General features: G+C 43.7%; 18 protein-coding genes. 7 read left to right on the top strand and 11 right to left on the bottom strand.

The features are described 5' to 3' along the window. The first annotated feature begins 296 nt into the window (after nt 1-296). Nucleotides 297-1,049: a polysaccharide lyase family 7 protein gene (locus AC59IL_RS31195; protein WP_496556170.1), complete on the top strand. Its 753-nt coding sequence runs from the start codon at nt 297-299 to the stop codon at nt 1,047-1,049. A gap of 67 nt (nt 1,050-1,116) precedes the next feature. Here AC59IL_RS31195 and AC59IL_RS31190 read toward each other — a convergent pair whose 3' ends face one another. Further along, nucleotides 1,117-3,111, bottom strand: coding sequence for a retaining alpha-galactosidase (locus AC59IL_RS31190; RefSeq protein ID WP_496556169.1), 1,995 nt, complete (start codon nt 3,109-3,111; stop codon nt 1,117-1,119). A 54-nt stretch (nt 3,112-3,165) separates the two neighbouring features. Further along, nucleotides 3,166-4,305 (bottom strand): redoxin domain-containing protein, encoded by a 1,140-nt coding sequence (locus AC59IL_RS31185; protein WP_496556168.1) that lies wholly within the window; start codon nt 4,303-4,305, stop codon nt 3,166-3,168. Nucleotides 4,306-4,606: 301 nt separating this feature from the next. Here AC59IL_RS31185 and AC59IL_RS31180 point away from each other — a divergent pair, with 301 nt between their 5' ends. Next, the gene (locus tag AC59IL_RS31180; protein ID WP_496556167.1) at nt 4,607-6,952 is read left to right on the top strand and encodes an ABC transporter permease; all 2,346 of its coding nucleotides are present in this window, start codon (nt 4,607-4,609) and stop codon (nt 6,950-6,952) included. A gap of 11 nt (nt 6,953-6,963) precedes the next feature. Here the strand turns inward: AC59IL_RS31180 and AC59IL_RS31175 are convergent, their stop codons facing one another. Both AC59IL_RS31175 and AC59IL_RS31170 read right to left on the bottom strand, forming a co-directional pair. Then, nucleotides 6,964-9,417, bottom strand: a complete 2,454-nt coding sequence (locus AC59IL_RS31175; RefSeq protein WP_496556166.1) for a DUF8696 domain-containing protein — start codon at nt 9,415-9,417, stop codon at nt 6,964-6,966. Between the two features lie 314 nt (nt 9,418-9,731). Continuing rightward, complete coding sequence (locus tag AC59IL_RS31170) at nt 9,732-10,811, bottom strand: hypothetical protein (protein ID WP_496556165.1); 1,080 nt, start codon at nt 10,809-10,811, stop codon at nt 9,732-9,734. 198 nt (nt 10,812-11,009) lie between these two features. Here AC59IL_RS31170 and AC59IL_RS31165 point away from each other — a divergent pair, with 198 nt between their 5' ends. Beyond that, nucleotides 11,010-11,504 (top strand): DinB family protein, encoded by a 495-nt coding sequence (locus AC59IL_RS31165; protein WP_496556164.1) that lies wholly within the window; start codon nt 11,010-11,012, stop codon nt 11,502-11,504. A 28-nt stretch (nt 11,505-11,532) separates the two neighbouring features. On the opposite strand, the gene AC59IL_RS31160 is transcribed toward AC59IL_RS31165, so the two are convergent. Next, nucleotides 11,533-12,744 (bottom strand): glycoside hydrolase, encoded by a 1,212-nt coding sequence (locus AC59IL_RS31160; protein ID WP_496556163.1) that lies wholly within the window; start codon nt 12,742-12,744, stop codon nt 11,533-11,535. 272 nt (nt 12,745-13,016) lie between these two features. Between AC59IL_RS31160 and AC59IL_RS31155 the strand changes: the two genes are divergently transcribed. Then, nucleotides 13,017-13,538, top strand: a complete 522-nt coding sequence (locus tag AC59IL_RS31155; protein WP_496556162.1) for a hypothetical protein — start codon at nt 13,017-13,019, stop codon at nt 13,536-13,538. 379 nt (nt 13,539-13,917) lie between these two features. On the opposite strand, the gene AC59IL_RS31150 is transcribed toward AC59IL_RS31155, so the two are convergent. From AC59IL_RS31150 to AC59IL_RS31125, 6 genes are all read right to left on the bottom strand, one after another. Then, a complete protein-coding gene (locus AC59IL_RS31150) occupies nt 13,918-14,730 on the bottom strand; it encodes a polysaccharide deacetylase family protein (RefSeq protein WP_496556161.1) in 813 nt (270 codons plus the stop codon). Nucleotides 14,731-14,744: 14 nt separating this feature from the next. Next, a complete protein-coding gene (locus AC59IL_RS31145) occupies nt 14,745-15,572 on the bottom strand; it encodes a glycosyltransferase family 2 protein (protein ID WP_496556160.1) in 828 nt (275 codons plus the stop codon). A 349-nt stretch (nt 15,573-15,921) separates the two neighbouring features. Further along, nucleotides 15,922-16,989: a DUF4249 domain-containing protein gene (locus AC59IL_RS31140; protein WP_496556159.1), complete on the bottom strand. Its 1,068-nt coding sequence runs from the start codon at nt 16,987-16,989 to the stop codon at nt 15,922-15,924. 4 nt (nt 16,990-16,993) lie between these two features. Continuing rightward, nucleotides 16,994-19,531: a TonB-dependent receptor gene (locus AC59IL_RS31135; RefSeq protein ID WP_496556158.1), complete on the bottom strand. Its 2,538-nt coding sequence runs from the start codon at nt 19,529-19,531 to the stop codon at nt 16,994-16,996. Between the two features lie 114 nt (nt 19,532-19,645). Further along, on the bottom strand, nt 19,646-20,632 hold the full coding sequence (locus AC59IL_RS31130; protein WP_496556157.1) for a FecR family protein: 987 nt from the start codon (nt 20,630-20,632) through the stop codon (nt 19,646-19,648). A 240-nt stretch (nt 20,633-20,872) separates the two neighbouring features. Further along, nucleotides 20,873-21,436 carry an RNA polymerase sigma-70 factor gene (locus tag AC59IL_RS31125; RefSeq protein ID WP_496556156.1) on the bottom strand — a complete coding sequence of 188 codons (564 nt, stop codon included), beginning with the start codon at nt 21,434-21,436 and terminating at the stop codon, nt 20,873-20,875. Between the two features lie 661 nt (nt 21,437-22,097). Here AC59IL_RS31125 and AC59IL_RS31120 point away from each other — a divergent pair. The 3 genes from AC59IL_RS31120 (at nt 22,098) to AC59IL_RS31110 (ending at nt 25,014) form a co-directional block, all read left to right on the top strand. Next, nucleotides 22,098-22,700 carry an RNA polymerase sigma factor gene (locus AC59IL_RS31120; protein ID WP_496556155.1) on the top strand — a complete coding sequence of 201 codons (603 nt, stop codon included), beginning with the start codon at nt 22,098-22,100 and terminating at the stop codon, nt 22,698-22,700. A gap of 164 nt (nt 22,701-22,864) precedes the next feature. Then, entirely contained in the window at nt 22,865-24,166 is a 1,302-nt protein-coding gene (locus tag AC59IL_RS31115) for a FecR family protein (RefSeq protein ID WP_496556154.1), read from the top strand. Between the two features lie 245 nt (nt 24,167-24,411). Continuing rightward, nucleotides 24,412-25,014, top strand: a complete 603-nt coding sequence (locus tag AC59IL_RS31110) for a hypothetical protein (protein ID WP_496556153.1) — start codon at nt 24,412-24,414, stop codon at nt 25,012-25,014. The last annotated feature ends 431 nt before the right edge of the window (nt 25,015-25,445 follow it).

Below are 25,445 nucleotides of genomic sequence, written 5' to 3'. Positions count from 1 at the left end.
CGGAAACATACCGTGGCGCCCGGTTTACGACTTCGTGGCATATCGGCTGTTTGTAACCTAAATGCTGAATGCTGAACGCTAAATGCTGAATGCTGAATGCTAAACGCTAAAAGCTGAACGCGCAAGGCTGAACGCAAAGTCCTAATCATTCTTTAAGCATTAATGATGCGTTAAGCGTTAGGCCTTAGGCGTTAATGGTGCATTGAGCGTTACGCATTAAGCGTTTCGTGTTATGCGTTGTGCATTGAGCGTTATGCGTTACGCATTAAGATTATTTAATCATTAAAACTTGCCAAATGAACAATTTAAAACCTACGGGCAGCCTGCCGGCTTTGCTCCGAAATGTAATTGTATGTACTTTATTGCTCTCTGTGCTTTTATGGGGCGCCTGCCGTAAGAACGCAGCTCAAACAAAAGAAAGCAGTATAATTACTTCAAACGTTCAAACCGAACAGGTAAGCATTGCTGCCGCAGCACCTACCAGCGGCTGGACGCAAACATCCTACACCTATTCTATACAAACCCCATGGAACCTTCCTCAATCAGACCGGTATAGTTATTCCTCGGGCGAGCATCATTTCTGGATTTATGCTGGTGATGAATGCCAGTTCGAAGGTTGTACAACCGGTCCACGTTCGGAACTGCGCATGAATAATAATTATACATCGGGAAGGCACCAGTTCGAAGGTGATGTATATATTGTTTCAGGCTCAGAAGGAACCGACATTATGCAGGTATTCGGCGGCGTCACCAATGCAACGGCCATCATGCTTAAAATTCATGCAGCAGGCAGCGGCACCATTAAACGGTACGATAATGAAACGTTAATGACCAATGCTTACGATAAATGGATACATGTGAACGTACAGCATGATGCCGACAATGGTAAAATATATGTGTATCTCGACAATGTACTGAAAGGTACTTTCGACGATCGGGGAGCTACCACCCATTATTTTAAATGCGGTGTATATAATATTTCCGGTTCGAGGTCTGAAACCCGCTGGAAAAATGTGAAGTACTGGAAAAACGGCCCGGTTGGCCAATAACGAAAGTTTGGTTACCAGTTACTGTTACCCCGCCATGCGGGGTAACAGTAACTTAGTATCGGTCATTTTATCGTTTGGGGTAAATTCTCGCAACCCAGCCTCCGCCATTGGACAGCGATACCGTTAATTTGTCGTTCTTTGTAACGGTGATCACTTCGCGTATATAGTCTGTGGCATCACGGTCGGCATTGATGCCATCTTTAAATATCTCGGCTTCATAAATACCATCATCGAGAAAAGAAAAATCAATTACCAGGTCGCGGGCCGTCCAGTTGGTCATAGCGCCAACAAACCAGGTCAATCCTTTGCGGCGGGCAATAGAAACATATTCGCCCACCTTACCGTCGAGGGCTTTTGTTTCATTGAAAACGGTTGGAACGGCTGCAATGAAATTGGTGCATTCCTGCTCGCGGGTATACGCGGTGGGGTTGTCGCTCAACATGCCCAGCGGTGCTTCAAATACCACATACATGGCCATCTGATGGCTGCGGGTGCCCTGGCTCATGGGCATTGAGTTTATGGGCCTGAAGCCGGCTTTGGTGGCATTGCGCATGGCGCCGGGTGTATAATCCATAGCGCCGCCCAGCATGCGTATGTAGGGCAGCGTTACATCGTAGCGCGGCACATCATCGTTGGGCGCCCATTTTACATTTTCCATACCCCGTACGCCTTCAAAGCCTATTACATTGGGATACGTGCGCTGTAAACCGGTTGGCTTATACATGCCATGAAAGTCGACCATTAATTTATGTGCGGCGCCTGCTTTGGCAATCTCGTATACGGAGGATACCATTTTCTGATCGTCGCGGTCGAGGAAATCTATTTTAAATCCTTTTACACCCATGGCCGCATATTGTGCAAACACTTTGTCGACCCGGTCGTGCAGGGCGTACCAGGTGGCCCACAGAATTACATTTACATTTTTTTGTTTTCCGTAATCGATGATTTCCTGCAGGTTGATACGGGGAGATATTTTTGTAATGTCGGTGCTTACGCTCCAGCCTTCGTCCATAACAATATATTCGATATGGTTGGCAGAGGCAAAGTCGATATAATACTTATACGTGGGGGTATTAATGCCGGCTTTAAAATCTACATGCGAAATATTCCAGTCGTTCCACCAGTCCCAGGCCACCTTACCCGGTTGTATCCACGATACATCGGCAATACGCGATGGCGAAGCCAGTTTATATACAAGGTCATTATTGGCAAGAGCTGCATCGCTGGTGCTGATCGCAATGGCGCGCCAGGGAAGATTTGTGGCGCCGGCTATGCGGGCAATATAATTGGCCCGTGCTGTTACTATATAATTTAGTCGTTGCGATTTTTCGGCCGTGGGGTAGGGGGCATGAACGGCCTGCAAACTGTTTTGCGATTGTGTATTAAACTGAACATACATGCCAGGATAATTCTCCAGGTCGGCTTCGGTGAACACCGCTTTTTTTCCATCGCTCAGCTCAACCAGCAGCGGCAGCATGCCGATGGTATCGCGATTAAATTCCGACAGCTTTTTTTCATCATAAAGCGCTTCGAACGAAGTTTGAAATTTATCGCCATTATAGCGGGGCTCCCTTACATAGGGTATGAATGTTTTATAGTCATTGTCGAAATTAAGATTCACACCTTCGCTGGTAATGGTCAAGCTGTCTTTTCTTCCGGTTACAAAACGATAGGCTACACCATCGTTATAAGCTCTGAAAAGAACGCTGTAATTTTTTTTAAACGTAACGGCCAGCTGGTTGTAATTATCGGGTATGCTGGTTTTCTTATAAATGGGCGTAGGGATTGAAGATTGTACCGAAGTGGTTTTTGCGTTGGCAACGGAAGCCTCTTTGCCCAGCACCTCTCCGCCGGCCAGCGACAGTGTTATGGCCGATGGCGCGAGCACCGTAGTATTTTCGTGTTTTACCGACCAGCTTAAACCGGGTTCAGCGGTAACGGTTACTGTTATTTTTCCATCGGGGGATGTAAGTTGCCAGCTTTTTGCGTTTTGCGCAGCTGTTTGTAATGAATTGCCCAGGACCGTAATGAACAGCCCAAAAGCAATAATGTGTTTATTCATGTATTATTAAATGATATGCAAAGAAATAAAAAATAAAGTCACAAAAATGCAGCTTTATTTGCCGGCAAAAATTTCAGCCAGTTTATCCTGCAATTCCTTGCCACGGAGGTCGCGGGCAACAATTTTACCGGCAGGATCGATCAGGAAATTGGCAGGAATTGAGCGCACCCCATACTTTTGGGCTACTGTATTTTCCCATCCTTTCAAATCACTTACCTGTTGCCAGGTTAACTGATCTTTTTGAATGGCCTTCAGCCAGGCATCTTTTTGACCGGGCTGATCGAGCGAAACGCCAAGCACGGTAAATCCTTTATCCTTATACTGGTTGTAAGCGGCCGCTACATTCGGGTTTTCCTGGCGGCAGGGGCCGCACCAGCTTGCCCAGAAATCAAGTAGCACATATTTCGACCTGAAATGCGATAGCTTTAATTTTTTTCCATCAGGAGTGCTTTGTTCAAAATCAGGAGCGAGGTTGCCGATTTTGGTTTTTGCAGGCGCAGCCAGTAGCACAACAATCCCTTTTCCCATCGGCGTTTTTTTCAATGCAGGCGAAAAACGGGCAAATGCATTTTTCGCTTTTTCATTTAATTCGGGGTCAGAGGTGATGTACGACAGTCTGATCAAACTGTAATACGAATCCGGATGTTTTTTTATAAAAGCCAGTTCAATGCGGTGAGATTCCTTAAACAGCTCCTGCTCACGTGCCTGCATGTTATCATGTATCTGCTGATCCTGCTGTTTTTCTTTTGGCAATGCTTTAAATTCTGCACCCAGGGCTCTGAGCTTATCATGGGTGGGTTTTAATAAAGCACTTAATTCCTTGTCCAGATCGTTGATCGCAGAACCTTTGATCACGATATCCTTTAATGAACTACTTCGGGCCGTAAGGGTAAAACGGGCAGGCTCCAGAAAAAAATTGAAATAATTTTCAACCCGCTGCGCAGGAGTTGTTGCATAGGCATTTTTATTAAGGAACAGCGTAGCATTTACCGGGTATTTCAGGTTGCCTTTAAGAACGAACCGGCCATCTTTTACGAGGGCCGAATCAGCAATTCGCCGGTTTTCTGACATATATGATAGAAATATTTTGTCACCGTTTTTCAGGGAATCAATCTTTCCTTCGATGGTATAGGTGCTTTGGGCCAGCAATATCAGGGGATACAACAACAGAAACGTTGACAATATTTTTTTCATGACAGCAGGTTTAAAAATATATCCAAATATAAGTTGTTCTTCGGGCAGGCTACACATTTAGGCGTGATATTATATTTATTGTTTATGCGATGGATGCCCTTGCGAAGCGGATGTTCTTCGGCCATGTAACAAAACCGGACAACGCAGTATCAAAAACGAACATGGGCAGTGTATGATAAGAATACCAATTGGCTGATTATCATATAAAATCTAATTTGGCTAAGTATAAGCAGGAATATCGATTACAAAAAGCCATACCAGCATGTTTAAAAACTTTTTAAAAACCGCCTGGCGGAATATAATGAGGCAAAAGGTTTTTTCCTTTATCAATATCACCGGGCTGGCACTGAGCCTCACTGTGGTATGGCTGATTGCTCTTTATGTTGCGTATGAGTTAAGCTACGACAGGTATCATACAAAGTCGCAACGGATTTACCGGCTTGCTTCGCACGGGCGCTGGGGCGATCAGAAATTCGATATCACCGGTACGTCGGGGTTTTCGGCAGAGGCGTTTAAGCGTGATTTTCCCGAAGTGGAAAATGCCCTGCGCATAGATGCTGAAGGTGGTGGCGTAGTTAGTTATAATGACAAAAGAATAAAAGACGATGCTATCTTTTTTTCAGATCCGTCTTTCTTTACCGTATTCTCTTATAATTTCCTGTCGGGCAATGCGCATGCATTGGAAAAACTCAACAGCATCGTACTTACCAAAACACTTGCTGCGAAACTGTTTACCAATCCTGCTGAAGCGCTGAATAAAACGGTGTACATCGACAAAACTGCGGCCATTGTATCCGGCGTTATTGAGGATGTTCCCGCAAACTCGCATTTTACTTTTAATGCCGTACGTTCTTTTCGTGAAGATTATAAAGGCGATTGGGGACGACTTGATGTATTCACCTATGTTCTGCTGAAAAAGAATGCCGATATAAACCGCCTGCGGGCAAAGATGCCGGCTTTTGTTATAAAATACCTTACCATAAATGCCGAAAACATACATTTTACTTTAGAACTACAGCCATTAACATCTATCCATTTACATTCCCATCTTGGCTACGAATTGGGCGAAAACGGGAATATGAAATATGTGTATGTATTATGTGTTGTAGCATTGCTTGTATTCCTTATTGCTTTGATCAATTATATCAATATTACTACAGCACGCGCCTCGGTTCGTTTGCGTGAAGTAGCCGTTCGAAAAATAATCGGTTCAGGCCGCAACATGCTTATCGGCCTTTTTCTTACTGAATCATTCATCACCATACTGGCTGCTGCGTGCATCAGCATCGTACTGGTTGCTATTGGTATGCCTTTGTTCAATCAGGTAACCGGCAGGCAATTCTCTGTTTGGCAATTTGGCATCGTGAATACCCTTATGAGCATGCTGGCTTTCATAATCGTTGCGGGATTTATTGGCGGGGGGTATCCTGCTCTTTTCTTATCGAAACGTAAAACCATACCGGCTTTAAAAAATCAGTTAGGTGATGTAAAAACACAAACGCTTTTCAGAAAATCGCTGGTGCTGTTTCAGTTTGCGGTAACGGTTGTTATGATAACGGCTTCGCTGGTTATTTATCTTCAGTTGAATTATATGCTGAACACCGATCTTGGTTTTAATAAAAAACAAATGCTTACGTTTCACTTGGATTCAAGACCGTTGAGGCAAAATGTGCCTGCACTGCGTGCAGCTTTATTGCAAAGCCCCATGGTGAAGGCGGTTGGCTCGGCCGGCAACCCGATCGGTAATAATGATATTGGTATGATGGATTACAGCGTGGAAATAAATGGCGTGCTGGATGAGCATACCAACCTTTCGCATAGCTTAATCATCGATGCCGATTTTATTCCTGCCATGCAGATAAAATTGCTCGAAGGGCGCAATTTCTCGAAAGACATTCCATCAGACCTTAATGATGTAATGGTCAATGAAGCTTTTATTAAACGTCATGGTTGGGCTTCTGGAATGGGCAGGCGTATATCAAGGGGAGCCGATTCAACCGGTAAAATACATTTCGCAAATGTTATTGGGGTGGTAAAAGATTTTCATATTTTCTCATTGCAGCATAAGATCGAACCATTGATCATGCAGCTTCCCAGGCAGGCTGAAGACCGCGATAATATATATGTGCGATTAGATGAGAAGAACAGTTCCCGGGCGATCGCTTTTGTTGCGCAAACATTCAGAAGGTTTGATGCCGCTTCGCCGTTTATTTATCATTTTCTTGATCAGAATTTTGCAGCCCAATACGCGGCAGAACAAAAACAGGGGCAGGTACTGCTTGTATTTACTATACTTACCATTCTCATTGCCTGTTTGGGTTTGTTCGGACTGATCACTTTCACCGTGGCACAACGGGTAAAAGAAATTGGTATTCGAAAAGTGCTGGGCGCCAGTGTTGGCAGCATGGTTTCACTGTTAACAGAAAGCCTGCTGAAGGTAGTGTTCATTTCCATGCTGGCGGCTGTTCCGCTTTCGTGGCTGGTGATGAATAAATGGCTGCAGGATTTTGCCTACCGCATACAACTGGAGTGGTGGATATTTGTGCTGGCAGGAATCGCTTCACTGATCATTGCCGTAATTACGTTAAGCTTTCAGGCCATAAAAGCAGCGATTGCCAATCCCGTAAAAAGTTTGAGAACTGAGTAAGTATAGTATTATTATCTTACCAATATAAAATTTCCTTTTTTGGTAATTACCTTGCCCGTGTAGTCAACTGCCTGCACCATATATACGAAGTTGTCGGTCGACTGCTGTGTGCTGCCCAGCACGCCATTCCAGCCTTTACCGGGTTCATTGGTGCTGAATACCAGCTGTCCCCAGCGGTTGTATATTTTGAAAAAGTTCAGCTGTTTTATGCCGGCCATAACGGGGCGTATTACATCATTATTGCCATCGCCATTGGGGCTGAACGCGTTGGGCATAAAAATATCGGCGCCTGTTTTAAAGATCTTTACCGTAATCAAATCTGTACCGGTGCAGCCGGGCGGTGTTTTGGCTGTTACTGTATACGTAATCGAAGCAGGTGCATTCATGTCATAAATTCCCACGGGGTTGGGTATACTGGTACTGTTTAAACCGGTTACCGGTGACCAGCTCCAGCTATTGACAGTAGAATCATTTACCGTGGCATTGAATTGCATGGGCTGATTCACTACAACCGCCGTATCATTTCCGGCAGATACAATAATCGGCTTCGATACTTCTATATGAAATGTATCGATAAGCGCATTGGGGCATCCTGCATTATACACCGTAAACACTACGTTCGAAGTAACCAAAGGCGTTGCGGTTGCGCTGGTGGTATAAGGTAAACCGGTAACAACGCCATTGCCCGCAGGTGTTACAGGCACATTGTTGCTCCAGGTATAGCTGGTTCCGGTAGTTATAGTGGCATTCAGCAGGGCCGATTTGCCATAGCAGATGAATGTTGAATCAGGGTCTATGGATGCAGCAGGAAATGGTACGTTGATGTATCGGAGGGTGGCTATGCTGCTGGTATCGGCAGGACAAACTCCGCTTTTCACAATCGTTCGGTAATACATGGTGGTAGTTACGAGGCCTGCGTTGTAGCTGTCGGTTTGATTGGCAGGCGCAGCATTATTCCAGCTCACATTGTTGTTCGATAGCTGCCAGTTTATCACCGATCCTGTATAGTTGCTTAGTATAAGCGTTGGCGTAATGGTTTGCCCGGCGCAAACGTTTACTTCAGATGGGTCAATGACACCACCAACCGATTTGGGATCAACCGTAATAATGGCTGCGGCGCTTGTGTCGATGTTGCAGGCTGCTCCGTTTTGTACCAGCGCCCTGTATTGGGTAGTGGTACTCAGATTTTGCGCCGTATAGCTATCAGTAGTAACACTTATGTCGCGCCAGTTAATGCCGTCTGTTGATGACAGCCATTTTAAAATATTGCCCGTTTCACCCGAAATGGTTAACGGGCTGCTGTTGATGCCCGCGCAAATAGTGGTATCGCTGTTTACCCGGCCGGCCACTGTGGGTGGGGTAGTGGTTACTGCAATGGTATCTTTCAGGTCGGCGCAGCCATTCACTTCGTGGTTAATTACATCTCCGCCGGTGCTTCCCACAATTACGTCTATTATATTTGTATTGGCGCCCGATACGATCGTCCAGCCTGCAGGCACCGTCCAGTTATAGGTAGCGCCGGCGAGGGCCGGTACCGAATATTCAATTGTTGAGTTGGTACAGGCAACCGTTTTTCCACTGATCTCTAATCCGGCGCAGGTATTTCGCAAGGCCACATAGGCATAGGCAAAATGCGCTCCCGGGTGGCAATTGTCTGACTCAAACGTAAGAGTAACCTGATGTCCGCGATAGGGCGAAAGGTCAAAGGTAACTTCGGTCCATCCTTTGGTCCATACATCCTGCAGCAGGGTGCCGGCGTTGTTGCCGTTTCCTGAATGCGATAAAAATAGCACCGGACTGTTGGTAAATCCGTTGGCCAGGGCTGTAGCTGTGTCGAGTGTGGCCCCTGTACCGGAACCGCCACCACTTCCCCCTCCGGCATTATTAAAAGTGGGCAGATAATATTGGGGCGAAGCGCAGGTTATAATGCTGTCGGCGGTACTTAGGGTGGCTTTGAACAGGGGTTGTTCATTTGAATTATGCGTTCCGTTTTCCAGTACCATCGCATAGGCATAGGTCATGGTGTAAGGAACTGTTGGAGACCCGTTCGGTACAGTGATCACATAGGTAATGGCCCTCGTAAAACCACCCGGGTTGCGGGTATTGGTGTGCAAATCGTACGAAGTGGCCGTTGAACCTAACATCACCGAATAATTGTATGCATAACCATTTATAGTAGGAATGGTGGAAAAACCGCCAAAAGGATCATTTGAAGAAGTTGTTATTACATCGATGCCGGTGGTGTTGATAGTGTATTCCGGAATATTGGTAACGCCTGAGTTGGGCGCCGGATAAGTTTGCGTGCCCCCGGCTATTAACCCGGTAACGGCAGACCAGTTCGACAGATCCCTTGCATTAAAATTGATATTCGTAGGGCAGGTCTGCATTTGTGAATAGCCTGAAGCTGCCGCAAAAAGGGCGGTCGCACAAAGCCAGTATTTTATCCAGGTTTTTATAGGGAGCACAAATAAAATCTTGTTATCTCTTGTACGAATAATAAATACCTATGGTTGGCCTTTGGCCATTCATTTTCAGGAAAATGCCTTCAATTGAATAAGGTCGGGGGCATTCCGGGCCGGTTTTGTATTTTCAAAAGGAAAGGCGATGCGGCGTATGCCGTCGATGTTAAATGTATTACTTAAGGAAAACGTTGTTGCCTTATTATCGATGACCGGGTTGAAATAACCGACGAATGGGGTAATAGAAAACACAAAGCCTCCCGACAGGTCGGAAGGCTTTGTGTTGAGTTGCGCTGCAGATTGTTTGCAGGCGGCAAATATTATTGATACTGTATGTAAATCGGCTGTGGTTTTTCGGCCAGCACTTCGGCAGGCGTTAACATGTGGCTGTTCTTTTTGCGGATATCATTTTTATAAAACAGCTTGAAACCGCTGAACTGAACGGGTTCTTTCCATACATAAGCTTTGTAGCTGTCGTGTTTAAGAGATGGTTCTCCCCATCCGTCCATATCAACCAGCAGCTGTACTTCGGGTCGGGTTTTGATATTTTTATAATTGGTAACCATGTTTTGGGTGAACCGGTGAACCACCAGTATTTTGGGCGGAAGGTTATTGGCTTTAACCAGCTTGCTCAGGTATTCCGATACAAAATTCACATCGGTGGCATCCATGGTGCCGATCACTGAACCCGGTCTTTTACCGGTTTTCATCGAAAACTCGGGGTCGATGCCGAGATGCACATGCGGCATTTTCAGGTATTGTTCAAGCAGGGGAATTTCGGCCTGCACGTTGCTGAAGCCAACCTGAACATCAAGGAACACCAGTGCATTGATGCGGGCTGCCAAACCCAAAATCGAATCGATTTGTTTGAAGGGCATGCGCAAGCGGTATTTACCGTCTTTGCCGGGGCTGCCCTGGGCGGTTACAGCAATATAATGAAGGGCGGGTTGCACGGGGGTTGACTTATCGGCATCCTCCCACTTTTTCACTTCGTCTTTCAGCCTTCGCAGCATTTCGTCAGGCGGATATTCACCCAGTACGCCCATATTTTTTGAATACAGGTTTCCGTAATAAGCTACTATCCGTTTAAAAGGAAGAACGGCGCCTGCCAGCGGGTAGGGCGCTTTTACCGGCCAGCGGCCGCTTGAATCGCCATTGGCCAGTTGTACCAATTTTTTGTTATAAGCTGCTGTGTCGAGCGGGGTAACGGCGGCTGCTGTCTGTGCCGGAGCCGCTTTTTCGGCTGCAGCGGAGTCCTTTACTGCAACTGTTGGTTTGTTTTTGGATGTATTGGCCTCTCCATTTGAGCAGGCATTCAGCGTGAGCGCTACACCGGCAGCCATTGCGAGGCGGGCCGGAAGTGTTGACCAGATATTCAATGTTGTTTTTTCTGTAATCATTTTATGAGTTTTTATCATAGGTTGAAACGGTGCGCGAAAATAAGTTAAAACCAGCGTTCAAAATCGGGTGGTAAAATTTTTCGGAATACTTTACCAGCTTATTATGGCTCATTACATATAAACCTTTAACGCATTTTATGGCTTCGGCAGTATTTCATATCTTCCGCGAATACTTTTTCAGCCAAAAATAAATCTCTTATGAAATATTCAATCGAAGATGGTTTTCCCTTCTATATTGAATTAACAGGCAATAATGATTACCGGCAGTTGATTTTGTCGAAAGAAAACCTGCAGTTGCTTAAATCGTTTACTGAAGAGAAGGCCGGTTACCGGTATGCGCCCGGCAAATGGAGCATCAAACAAATCATTGGTCATATGACCGATCATGAAAGAATAATGACCTATCGCGCCCTGCGGTTCAGCAGGAATGATAAAACGCCTTTGCCCGGGTACGACCAGAATTTGTTTGTTGATAACAGCCGCTTCGATGAGCAAAATGTAAGTGCACTTATCAATGATTTTGAAAATGTGCGCAATGCTACTATAAGTTTTATGAATTCATTATCACCTGAGCAGTTGTTACTTACAGGCAAAGCCTGGAAATATGAATTAACGGTAGAAGAGTTTTTGAAGGCAACCATCGGGCACGAACTGCATCATATAGATGTGATCAAACAGAAATACCTGCCATAATAAAATATGCAACCGGTTACGCCATTGTTTAATTCGATACCAGTGTGGTTACGCTTTGTGCCGGAAGATTAATGCCAAAGCTACTGCCGGAGATCGTAAAACTATCGGCAGCCAGATTGGCTGCGCTGGTAGTCCGGTACCGGCTGAAGCCTGCAACGGTTACGCCACTTATACTGAACGGCTGATAGGTGACGTCTGTATTTTGGTTAACAGCCACCACTACTATTTTCGAACCGCTTTTATAGGCGGTTACATATACACCTGAAGTGGGATTAGCCGTGCAGGATATCTTATTATATCCGGGCCGTACATACCGGGCCCATTGCGACATAACATAACCGCGTTTGGTGATATTGCTGCTTTCATCTATTAAACCATAACTTCTTCTGATATACCACCATACATACATGTTGTAGCCGGCATTCATACAATCGTGAATTTCTTTGGCAACACCCATGGCGCTGCTCCAGTCGTTGGCGTCGGTTGAATTGGTAAAGTGTTCGGTCATCCAAACTTCTTTGCCCGGCGAATAAACATAAGGTGTTTTGCCGTAAATGTGACCACAAACATAACCTGTTTTTGACTTTGCAGTTGCATTGCTCAGGTAGGTATCCATATAAGTTTGGTCCATGTTGAATGTTTCGGGAGCCATGATGGGAGCGCCGCAATTACTGCCCTGTGCAGCCACAAAGGCAGCTACTTCCGATGCTGTTAAACTCATTGACTCGTAGGTGACCGCAATGTTTGGTTCGTTGGTAGGACTGATAGCCGACACTCCGCCAACTGTTGAGCAGAAATTGCTCAGGTGAGCGGCATAAGCGGCATATGAACCGGTGTTCAGTTTTCCTCCTATAAGGCTGTTGTTGTCTTTCATCGAGGCCGGGGCCGTCCAGGCCGAGGCAATTACCGATGCCCCATACGATTTAGCAGCATCAATAGTAGCTTTTTCTGCTGCAAAATCCGAGCTGTTGGGCGAAACGCGAACCCGCAGTACGCTTATTCCAATACCACTGCTGGCCGAAAAAGCTTTGGTTCGCTGGTCGCTGGTTAAATCGGCGATCCAGCCCCGGATGCTGGCTCCGCCAAATCCCCGGATGTATTGCTGAACCGTACCAGCATCGATGACGGCTGTAGCTTCTTCCCTGGCCTGGCGGGTGGTGTCAGCAGCTTTTTCCTGTTGTTTTTTGCAACCTGATAGCAAAAAGAGGCCTGCTCCCAAACCAATTAAAATTTTTTTCATAGCATAGTTCTTTAATCGTTAGTTAATAAGATTTTATGGCATTGTAACCGATTGCATTAATAAATTTATATTTTTCTGGTTAATAAGCCATAATAATCCATAAAATAAGGCTGAAATTAAATTGTAACCGATTTCAATAGTACTTGATAAAAAAAATGGAAATTCGCATAAAATAATAGCAGTTTTCGTTTAATAAAAGACCCCTCCGTGCTTGCAGGTATGATAAATTCGATCTATATTGTAATTATATTTAATAATAAATACCTACTGCTATGATAACCCGATTGCTCTCGTTACTCTTAATTACCGCAGCCCTGCCCGCATTTGCGCAGCAGCGCACGAACAACAGCACTACAACAACCACTAACGCAAATACCAGCGCTACAACCGTTGCTTATGCGCCTCCTGCACCTGCAGTTTTTTTGCAGCTGAAAACACGTGTCGATTCTATCGTAGAGAATACCGATACGTTGAAATTCATCGATAAATCGGCTTTTAACGGCAAGGCGAGAATAGGAAGGTACCGGGTTGAATGTTATTACAATAAGCCCACTAAGGAAATGCTCAGAATGAACTTTCTGTTCATTACCGACTCGCTGAACTTCAGCAAGGATTATTATTTCCATGCAAATTCAGTGATTAAGATCAATGATAATAATACAGCTACTTATTATCAGGTGGGTGATCATATGTTTACTGAACAGGGTCAGGGCGCTCCTCCTGCAATAGCACGAATTTTAACGAGCGTTATTTCTGATACCTTTCAGAGCATCTATGGCGCTTTGTTTCCATAATGGTATAGCTGGAAAAATTTTAAATTAAAAAGGTAAGGGCTGAGAAAAGTTACATTTTCTCAGCCCTTTGTCTTTATTTCTGATTTTGGGATTTAGAGATTTCCTGATTTCTTCTGCTTTATAATTGCCATTAAATCTCAAAGTACCGAAATCTCAAAATCGCAAAATCCCTAATTGGTGATAACTTCTTTGCGCGGGCAGTTAAAGCTGCCGGCCATCAAAACCGGCTTTTTCCTTTCTTAACCAGCTTTACAAATTTTTCAAAAGACTCGTCTATAGAAATGAAAAATGTTAAATGAAAAATGTTAAATGAAAAAGTAGGAAAACTGCTTCAAGGGTTCACTTTCTAATTCTTTATTTCTTATTTCTAATTTTTCATTTAAAACCGGCTTTTTCCTTTCTTAACCAACTTTACAAATTTTTCAAAAGACTCGTCGCCCCTGATGTCGAGGCGTTGAATCAGCAGGGGATTTTTCAGCGGTACATTATTTAACCGGTTACCTATTCTAAAGGCAAGGGCGATTTTATTGTCGGCCAAAGTATTGAACAATTTGCGCAGCTTTACCGGATTGCGTTTGGGAAAAGCGCCGTACGGATAGGCCAGGCAGGGCTGAAAGGGAATATTCATGGTTATCAGCATTGCCTTGCTTTTAACAATGTCTTTGTCGACTTCTTCGGCTGTAAGTGTTTTGTAGCTTTTATGGTCATACGAATGCAGGCCAAATTCAACCAGTTGTTTGTCCATGGCATTGATATCGCTTAGCTGCAGATATTGTTCGTCCGAACCATTTTCGGGCTGCTGTTCCTGTTGTAAAAATGTGGGTACTAAAAAAATATTGGCTTTAATGCCATACTTTTTCAGCAAAGGGTACATAACCGTATAGTTATCGCGGTACCCGTCGTCGAAAGTTATTACAACCGGTTTGGGCGGTAACGGTTTTCCCGAACGAACATACTTAAGCAACTCGCTCAGCAAAACAGGGGAGTACCCTTCTTTGAGAAGATAAGTAAACTGCGCTTCGAGCTGGTTTACAGGAATGGTGAGGTAATCTTTGTGTTCGTTGTCGCTTACTTTGTGATACATTAACACACGTAACGGAGGCCGGGTACGAAATGAAAAATATTTGAGAACGATCCATACCACAATACCCGTTACGATAAAAATATATACGTAATATAATCCGGATTGCATAGGATTGAATGCTGCTATAGCTGCACTTTTTGATGCAGTTCTTTTATTTTTAAATATTTGGCAAAATGATAATAGGCCGATAGCACCGACCAGTACAAACCTTTGGTGCCGTTCAGGAAGTTTCTTTCCAGAATATAGTATTTGAAAAAATTATACGGTATGGCAAATAACAGGGCTGCCATCGATTTTTTCTTTCCTTTTTTAAAAGCCATTTCGGCCGAATAGCTTGAATAGCGGTTCAACTTTTCGAGATATTGGTTGATGCTTGAGTAGCTGTAATGCTGTACCAGGTGGCGCATTTTTTTGATGGGGCCGTTTAACTGAATGCCTTCATGCACTTTATCACTGGTAAAACCGCCTTTTTGCCTGTTGAATAAACGCAAAAAGTAACGGCCGCTTTCCCGGCCATAGGTAAACTCCTTGTTCAGGAAAACCATGTTCATCGGAAATGAAAAGCCGGCATAAGGCGTTTCTTTTTCGGTTGCTGCCATGATTTCCTGCATCAGTTCAACGGATAATACTTCATCTGCATCGAGGCATAGGATCCAGTCGTTCTTTGCCATCGATACAGCATACTGCTTTTGCGAACCGTATCCATCAAAACGTCTTGAAAAGATTTTACAATTGAATTGCTCACAAATCGCAATCGTATTGTCGGTACTGAAACTATCTACAATGATAATTTCATCGCACCAGTTCAATCTTGATAAGGTTTTTTGAATAATACGTTCTTCATTAAGCGTAATAATAACAGCGCTTACTTTCAGGCGGCCGGTGTTAGCAATCTTCTTAACAGGCATAGGGATGATCCTGTTAAACGCAGGGGCTTCTGCTAAAATCATAAGTTAGTATCTATTATGGTAAAGGTTAACCAGGAATAATGACTGAATATTGGATTCAATAAATAGCACGATGCTTATATAAAACAGTGAAAGAAAAAACACCCCTACGTTTCCCCCGGGGAAAATTTTTCTAGAAAAGATGTGATAAGGGAATGAGGAAACAAAGCTGCAAGGCGCAGAAAAGGCACAAGAAACAAGGAACAAGGTACAAGAAAAGAAGGCACAAAAAAACAGGGCACAAGAAAGCTTTAGGGAGGAATCCTGCTTCTCAGAGACTTGTGCCTTGAGCCTTGTACCTTGAAACTTGAGCCTTGTACCTTGAAACTTGAACTTTGTGCCTTGAAACTTGTTATCTTAATTCATCGAAATAATAGATCTTCTCGCGTTTGGCCGAACCGCCAAAGATGCCTAAGCCCTTTTGGATGTTACCCGATGGAGAAATAAGCTGGTTGGTAGGAACAGAACCGAAATCGGTTTTATATTTTTCATATAATTTCAGATAGCTATATAATTCCTTGCTGACCGATTTCAATTGTAAACGCACCCGCCCTTTTTGCTTTGTATCAACAAAAAATTGCTTATCGATATACACCCGGGTGGTGTATTCTTTTCCATTAAATGACTGATCGGTAAAAAAGATGCGGCGGAAGGGGTTGGTTAAATTATCGATGCGGGCATTTTCTGAATTAACATCTTCTGTATACAGGTTCAGCCTCACAAATTTGTTTAAGCCTACAGTATCTGAATAAATCTTTACGCCGCCGGGATTATTTTGTATCTGGCCATACAATTCTTTTCCCGCCTGGGTGTCATAATTGTACCGTTTTCCCTGGTAAAAAAAATAATGGGCCACCTTTACCAGTTCTTTCAGCGCTTCGATAATATACAATTCCTCCTTGTCGGCCGAATCCTTCCAGGTAATATTAGCCGCCAGTACATCTTTATCGTTGAACAGCGCCGATGCCGTGTCGACCGAAATTAACCGGGGTAAGGCCGGAATAAACGTGGTGGCTTTTACAATACCAAGGGTAGGATGGTTGATCTCGATAGTATAGGAGGTGTTGGCTTTAAAACGTTTATGGTTGGTAAATACCGATGTTGGGTTATTGGCGTATTGGGGCGAATAGTTCGGTTGCAATACCCAGCTTAAATTATTGGCTTCGGTGAGCGTAACGGTGGCGTCGTTTACCTTTTCGAACCGTATTAAACTGCCGTTGTCGATTTTTATGGTTTTGCCAATCGGAATTTTCATCGTATCATAAGCCGTGATCTCGGCCAGCACTACCAGCTTGTCATCTTCAAACTGGTCGCTTGTAAAGTTCTTTTTGCACGATGCAACACACACCACCAGCACAAATATCCATACGTATTTGTACCGGCCGTGCAAAAAATAGTATGGCCGAATGCGGGATCTCATTTATTTAAAAACTCACTGAATACGAAATATAGGGTGTAATTTGAAAAAACTGGTATTTGGTTGTAACAACCAGCGACCGTTTTCCTAATGTGCCTTCAAGATCGTATACATATTGACTTGGTGAACCATAAATATTATAAACGCCTGCGGTGAAGCGCGAATTCAGTTTTTGGGTCAGTTGCTGACTGTAGCTGGCCGACACATCGAGCCGGTGATAGGGCAGTGTGCGGTACCGGTTTACAGTGCTCGAATTATAAATCAGCCGGTACTCTTTGGGCGCCAGCGGATCGCTGATTTGCTGGGCATCGTCAAAATCAGGATATATCTGGTTGGGCAGGCTGTATACATCGCCCGTAGCAAACATCCACATTGAGGAAAAAGTCCAGTGTTTGTTATACCGGTAAGTGGCGGCTGCATTGATCTCGTGCCGGCGGTCGTATTTGAAAGGAAACTTTTCGCCGTTGTTAATTTCATTAAACCGGCGCCAGTTCCATGATAAAGTATAACTGAAGTGTAAATACCATTTATCAGTAACTTTTTCGGCTTTTGTTTCAAGTCCGTAACACCAGCCTTTTCCCAGTTGTACGTTGTCGCTCCAGTCGGCCGTATTTAAAAAAAGATTTTTGCCTTCGGCATAGTTGGTCACATTTTTTAACTGCTTATAGTATACATCGGCTTTAATGAGCAGCTTTTTGCTGTCGCGCCAGGTATAACCGAAGTTGATCATGTCGCTTTCTTCGGGGTTCAGGTCTTCCGTGCTGGGCACCCATGCATCGCTGTTGATACCCATGTAGGGATTGGTTACCAGGTGCAGGTATTGCGTCATGTGGTTATACGATATTTCTAACTGGTTGTGCTGATCGGGTTTGTATATCGCCAGTAATCGGGGCTGCCACGATGTATAGTGAAAATCGTTGTGCCGGTAAAGTGATACATGAATGCCGGGTCTGAAAAAGAATTGTTTGTCGGGCCTTATTTCATTTTCATAAAAAAACGCTACTTCATTAAACGACAGAGGTGGAAAGGCGCTGAAATCGCCGGGTTTGTCGATAAAGTCTGATGATATGTTTGAATCGAAAGGATGTATGCGTGTATATGAGGCTTTGCCGCCAACATTAATCTTAACATTGTTGGAAGCCGATATTTCAAGTGCGGTACGCATGTTGTATTGGCGTATGGAAGAATAGGTATTGTATACCCTGTTCTGCACCATTCGGCCCGAACTGTCGTACAGGTTATACCTGAAACCGGCAATGTTATCGTAATTGCTGATGTTGAATGATGAGTTTACGAAAGCACGCGGACTAAGCAACCGGTTCCATGCAAGCGATATGGCTTTGTTGCCCCACTGCTGCTGGTTGTTGCTGTAATTTTGATGCAGCTGCAACTGGTCGTGACCGGCATAGGCGTTGAGCATCAGTTTATCTTTTTTACCGATCCATTGCGTGAATTTCAGGTGCAGATCGAAAAAGTTTACACCAATACCCGAATGCAGCATGCGCAGTATGGGATTGATCCAGCTTTGGCGAAAAGAAACCATTATCGAAGAACGGTCTTTTTTCACCGGTCCTTCAAGAGTAAATGAGCCTGCCAGCAAACCGGCATTCGCTTCGCCTTTCCATTGTTGCATGTTACCGTCTTTCGTCATTACATCAATAACCGACGACAGTCCACCTCCGTACCTCGACGGGAAATTACTTTTGTACAGGTGCATCGATTTTACCGATGTTTTATTAACAATGGAAAGTGTGCCCAGCAAATGGGTGGGATTGAAGATGGGGTTTCCATCCAGCAAAAAAATATTCTGGTCGGGGCTTCCTCCGCGCACCAACATACCATTGGTTATTTCGGGTATATTTTTAACGCCCGGGTCCATATAAAATGAACGCAGCATATCCGATTCGCCCAGGATGATATCATACGAGTTGGCTTCTTTGGAAGCTTTATTTTCGTCGCTTTCGTTGATTTTGGGTGCTGAAACAACTGTTACTTCTTCAATGTCGCTTTTGGGCGTCAGAAAAACATCTGCGCGGGTGCTTCCTTTTACATCAATTTCAACTCTTTGGTTGTTGTAACCGGCGTAGGATATTAAAAGAATATTCCTGCCTTCGGGAAGTAATAAAGTATAATAACCGTAATTGTTCGAATAGCTGCCGCGTTGGCGAAGGGGTTGCCAAACGGTGGCATCTGCCAGCGGTTCACCACTTACCACTTCTTTGATCATGCCATACACCGAGTAATACGATACAAAAAAATCATCAGGAAGCGGGGAGTCGGAGGGGGTAAAAATGAGCTTATTGTTTCTTTCAAGGATGTTTATTTTCTGGTCCTGTAAAACCTGCTGCAATACGGCCCCGATGGTAGCAGGCGACCCGGTCAAATGAACAATTTTGCCGGTATCGATGTAGTTGGCGCTGTATTCAATAATAACGGAACCATGCAGATTTATATCGCTGAGGAAATCGCGAATGGACCCTTTTTCGAATGATGGAGTATAGGAATACGAAAACAAATTAACCCTTTGTGCCCGGGTTAATTGCATACTAAACATAAGCAGAACCAATATACAGATGCATTTTTTCATGCTATAACACATGCTATAGCCCGTGATTCACTTTAGGGAACTATATAACTCCAAAATTTACAAAGAACTATCTTATTTTCGACAAAATATAATTTTATCTGCTGCTTTTTTAGTGTTTAAGCCGGTGATAAGTTTGATTTCTTCAAGGGCCTGCTCTAAAGGCTGATTTTCAAACCGAACTGTTATGGTTAAATCGCGGGTGGCTGCTTCGTCGGCCGGATCAACGATTACAGGAATATCGTAATAATTTGATATATCATGAAGCACTTTCTGAAGAGACGTGTTTTTGAAATTCAGCAAACCTGTTTGCCAGGCCAAAAAGTTTGAATCGGTAACCTCGTTTTGATAAAAATGGTCGTTCTGAAGCAAAACGCGTTGACCGGGTGTAAGTATTACTGCGTTGTTATCGCGGTTTTTATCTTTTACGTTCACAGTGCCGGTTACCACCACTATTTCATCCTCAGCCTCTTTTGAATTAACGAGAAAGGAAGTGCCCAGCACTTTTACCTCAGCATTTCGTGTTGCAATTAAAAAGGGCTGGTTCTCATTGTGTTGTACCTGAAAAAACGCCTCCCCGGTCAATTGAACCAAACGCTGTTTTTTATTGAAAGTGGTAGGAAAATGAAGGGTGCTACCTTTGCGTAATAAAACAACAGAATGATCGGGGAGGGTGATTGACTGGTTATTATTGGTTGCTAATATACTTTGCCATTGTGAGCGTGAGTACCACCAATATGCGGCAATCGCCATTGCTGTTACAAGTACAACGGCTATGGCGATGCGTTTAGCGGTGAACATAAAAGAAATAACCGAACCGTAATGCATTTTTCTGACAGGCGAGATCTTTTCATCGAGCTTTAGCCAGGCAGCTTGGGCATTAAATTCCGGTTCAGCCAGTAAGGGGCCGCTTTTTTGCCAAATAACAGCCATTTCATCATATTCCTGTTGATGTACGGGGTTGGCATTCAGCCAAAGCTGAAGTTGTTCCTTTTCTTCGGCAGTTGCCATGCCCTGCAGCTGTTTGGCAATAAGGTTTATTATATTATCATTTTCACTCATACAGGTTGTCCTGTTATAAAAACATAAAATTGTTACATACCCCTATAGTCACCGGAAAAAAAACTGATTCCGGTTTCCCGGTACGCGGCTGACCCCCTGTTACCAGGTTCCCGTTTCCCGGTGCCCGGCTGCCCCCTGTTACCGGTTACCAGGTTCAGGTTTCCGGTTTCCCGCAACAGGCAACTGGTAACTGGTATCTGGTATCCGGTAACTGGCAACTGGTACCAGTTAATTCTGGGTTCATTTACAGCTCAACCATACGAAAACGAGGCTGGCTATTGTATACAGCCCCTGCCTTTCCCTCACATAGGCCCTTAGAATTTTAAGCGCCTTACCCATTTGATTTTCAACAGTTTTTATGGAAATTCCCAGTGAATCGCTGATTTGTTTGTAGGTTAGCCCGCTCACCCGGCTCAATTCAAATACTTCGCGGCATTTGGGTGGTAAATTGGCGAGGGCATTTTTTAATAATGTATCAAAATCGGTTTCTTTCGCATTTGCCAGTGGCCGGTCGTATGGTATTTCAGTTATTTCGGTACTATTTACATCGCCCAGTACGGTCTTTTGCCTTTTTTCCAGAAAACTCAAACAGTTATTGCGGATGGCGGTATAAAGGTACCAGGTGAGCTCCTCGGAACCAATGAGGTTTTGCTTTTTTTCCCAAACACGAAGAAAGGTTTCCTGAACAATGTCTTCACAGCTGTGCGGCTCCTTTACAAGTGTTAAGGCGTACCGGCAAAGCGGTTCGTAATATTTTAAAAAAATCTCCTGGTATAACCGGTATAATTGTTCGGTCTCAGCCATAACCGTTTTCGGGAATCAGATAAAGTATACTAATTCGATAAATGTACTAAAAAACAGCAAGTTAGCAAGCAGGAAGTCTGAAGTCGGATGTCGGAGGTCTGAAGTCTGAAGCAAGAAGTTTGAAGTAAGAAGTAGGAACTAAGAGGGTTGATTAAAAAACACGGGTTCTTCTGACTTCTGACTTCTGACATCTGACCTCTGACCTCTGACTTCTTTTTTGAATTGCAGTAAAGGTGTTTTTCATAAATGGTGTTACTATATGTTGGTTGGGTGTTGCTAAAAAAAAATCACTTATTGTTTACCGTTAAATTATATTTTCGTTCCACTATCTTAGCAGACTGAACGAAAACAGGTTATAATAATATCCTGTAAAAAAGAATAGGGGTGCCTGTTGGGGCAGCATATGAAATATTTATAATGTTGACGTTGATGCATTTTTTTGCAAACTTTTTTTGGACATTAGTTTTAATATTCGATATTCGCCCGTTATACCGCGAGCGGGTATTATGGCTGCCTGATGAACAGCTGACTTTGGATGTATAATTGCGAATATAGGTGATGGTTAAGGTAATACACGGTTGAACATAACCAAGCTATAACAAAAGCCTAATAAATACAAAACCCCCTGCTGCCGGGGACGGGGTAACAAGCATTTTGAGGAATGAAACATCATTTTCAGGATAAATCTCTTTTACAGGAATTTAAGAGAGGGAATTCACATGCGTTCAGAGCTGTGTACGATATGTTTTTTCCCAGTTTGTGTTTTTTTGCAAAACGATTGGTCGATAACGATGCAGAAGGAGAAGACATTGCCGCCGACAGTTTTATAAAATTGTTAAACCGGCATGAATCGTTTGAAACGCTGCCGAATATAAAAGCGTTTTTATACGTGACTACCCGTAATGCCTGTTTAAATTACCTGCGCTTTTCGCAACGCCAGACTGCTTCAAAAAATGATCTGGCCTGGATTCAGGATACAACCGATGATCATGTGCTTAGTCATATGGTGCATGCCGAAGTGTTGCGCGAGGTTGAATATGAAATTGAACAGTTACCGCAACGGTGTAAAGAAATATTTAAACTTATCTACTACGAACGGCGTTCTGCCGATGAAATAGCCCAACTGCTCGGTATTTCAATCAATACCGTTTGGGTACAACGGGCCAAAGCCATTCAGTTAATTCGCACCAACTTATTAAAAAAAGGAATGCTTTCGGTGCTGTTATGCTTTCTGGTGATGACCGATAATACCCTCAAAATGTAGCTAAGCGCTAAAAGAGAAAAGAAAAAAAGAGAGCAGGTCAGATATGAGAAAATATCTGCTTGCATCCGTACCACCTTCCTGCGAAATCACCGGGAATTTTTCCCGATTGCGTAAAGGAAAAGCAACCCAAAATTGTTTCTATAGTTATATCAGGCAATTGCTACATGGAAACTGAATTACAATTATTGAACACTACTGAAGCGGATGAGTTAACAGCATTGCTGTTGAAACAATTAAGGCAGGAAATTACAGAAAGCGAAACCCGGCAATTGAATGATCTGGTAGCAAAGCACCCTTCGTACAAACGTGTGTATGAGCACATTAATAGTGAAGAGCGTCTGCTTGCCGATCTGTTGCTGATGAAACAGGTAGATAAGCAGGGCTGGTGGCAAAAAATAAGTGAGCAAACGGTGGCCAGGGTAAAGCCACGTCCTTTTTTTCGCCGGTGGAGTTTTTATGTGGCGGCTGCCGTTATGCTCATTATCGCAGCACTCACTTACCTGATCGTGATCGCAGACCAGTTACAGAAAGGGGCAAACGAAAAACACCTGCCGGCAAAAATCAATATTCCGCCCGGTGGAAACAAGGCAACCCTTACGCTTGCCAACGGTTCTGTTATTAATCTCGACTATGCATCAACCGGTACGGTTGCCGAAGAAAATAATACCCGGATTGTTAAATTAAAAAACGGCGAATTGAAATACGAATCGTCAACCGGTATTGAACAATCCGGCAATCAATCGCTGAATAACTGGAATATATTAAGCACGCCTGTTGGCGGACAATATCGCCTCGTATTACCCGATGGCAGCAAAGTATGGTTAAACGCCGCCTCATCGATAAAATACCCAACACATTTTTCCGGTAACGTAAGAAGGGTAGCCATAACCGGTGAAGCTTATTTTGAGGTAAGTCCTGTAAAGGGAGCGCATGTTCCCTTTGTGGTGTCGATCAATTCGCCTTCGGGTGGCCGTGCGGTTGAAGTAGAGGTGCTGGGAACTGAGTTCAACATCAACGCGTATCACGATGAAGATGCCATCAAAACCACATTGCTGAAAGGTAAAATAAAAGTGTTTGTATTTGATGATGCTTCTGCAGGTTCTTTTTTGCCCGATGCCGAAGCCAGCCGTACAAAACAATTAACCGCGGGGCAACAGGCGCAAATACCTGTAGTAACAAAAGAGTTGACCAGCGATTCGATAAAAGTAGTTGATGGCGTTGATACTGAAATAGCCATTGCGTGGAAAAATGGTTTACACTCATTTAAAAATGCAGATATAAAAACGATCATGCGAATGCTTGGCCGCTGGTATAATATCGAAATTGGCTATGAGGGAAAAATTCCTGATTATAAGTTTACCGGCTCCATCCCGAGAACTGAAAATTTTTCTGCTGTTTTAAATATGCTTGAATATGCCGGCATTCATTTCAGAATTGAGGAAAAGAAGATTGTAGTGATGCCGTGATGAAAGCAGGCAATAGGCAATAGGCAAAAAGCAATAGGCAATACGCCAGGTGCAGGAACTTGTTTTTTGCTTCGTTTTCGATTTCCGCCTCCTGTGAATTTCCATAGTTATTTATTTCCTTTATCCGTACCCTTTGCCTCTTTTGACGCCCATGATCTGTATGATTTTTTTAAAAAACTGTCGCTCATTTTTTAGCTGCCGCCAAAAAATAGTTTATTTTAAGAAATCATTCGATCTTATCTTATATGACCACCCTGCACCCCAACCTGCTTTGTCAATCGCTCGATGCCCGAAATGAACAACCCGTTGTTTGGCGTAAGCAACTGAATTTGCAACATGCCATCAGCTTACGACCGGTTTCAACTCACTCCAATTGCGATATCGACGCCATTCACGGCTGGCTTACCGACGGGTATCCCGCAAAATTGCCGGTTGATCAGCTGCGCGTTTTTTTCATACTGTTAGGCGAAAGCACCTATGCACAGGCATTTATGATTTTGCTGAACGATACCATTCCGATTGGGCAAATCGAAGTGTACCGCATGCTCGAAGAAGAGCAGAATAAACCGTTGTACCCCACAGAAGGCGATTTCAGAATATACGTACCGGTTATGCCAATAGTAGCATCGCATCCTGCAGTAACCGTACAAATCATGCAGGCCTGCATCGCTTATTTTTTGTCATTTGCCGAAGTAAAAAGATTATTCTGGGTTGTCCCCAAAAAAGATATAGAACGGAATGGCATTGCCGAAGAAGCCGGCTTTCAATGGATGCCTTCTTTTCAGGATATTATTATCGATGGCGATCAGCAGGCGAACATCTTCCAAATTACATCAGATCCGTTATGAGGTTATGTCAATTGCAGACCCATCATCGGGGCCTGTTTTTCTTCTTACAAAGTTCCATACGGCCAGTTCTGCATCACAAAAAAGGATGAAAATTATACTGCCAGTTTAGCACCCTGCGCATGCACATGGCTTGATAATTAAATATTAAAATATTCTCTTAAAAATATGATTTCCAACTAATGTGTGGGTAAAGGGTTACCCATTTTGGGGTTGTGCGATCAGTCTGGGGAATATATAATGGAATTTTATCAAGTATCTATAAGCTAAAACTAACTTAACGCCGTATGAATTGCCTGTCAAAAATCGGAACGTTGTTTGAAAGACTGTATAGAATCATTATACAGTCCGAGGTTAATAATGCAGGTCGATGTAAGTTGTTTTGTCAGTCGGCATCCCTAACCGAAAACGACCTGTTTTTCAAAAACGTATTT

It is taken from the genome of Niastella sp. sgz303648 (genome assembly GCF_059587045.1).
This window is presented reverse-complemented; position numbering and strand designations above follow the sequence as displayed.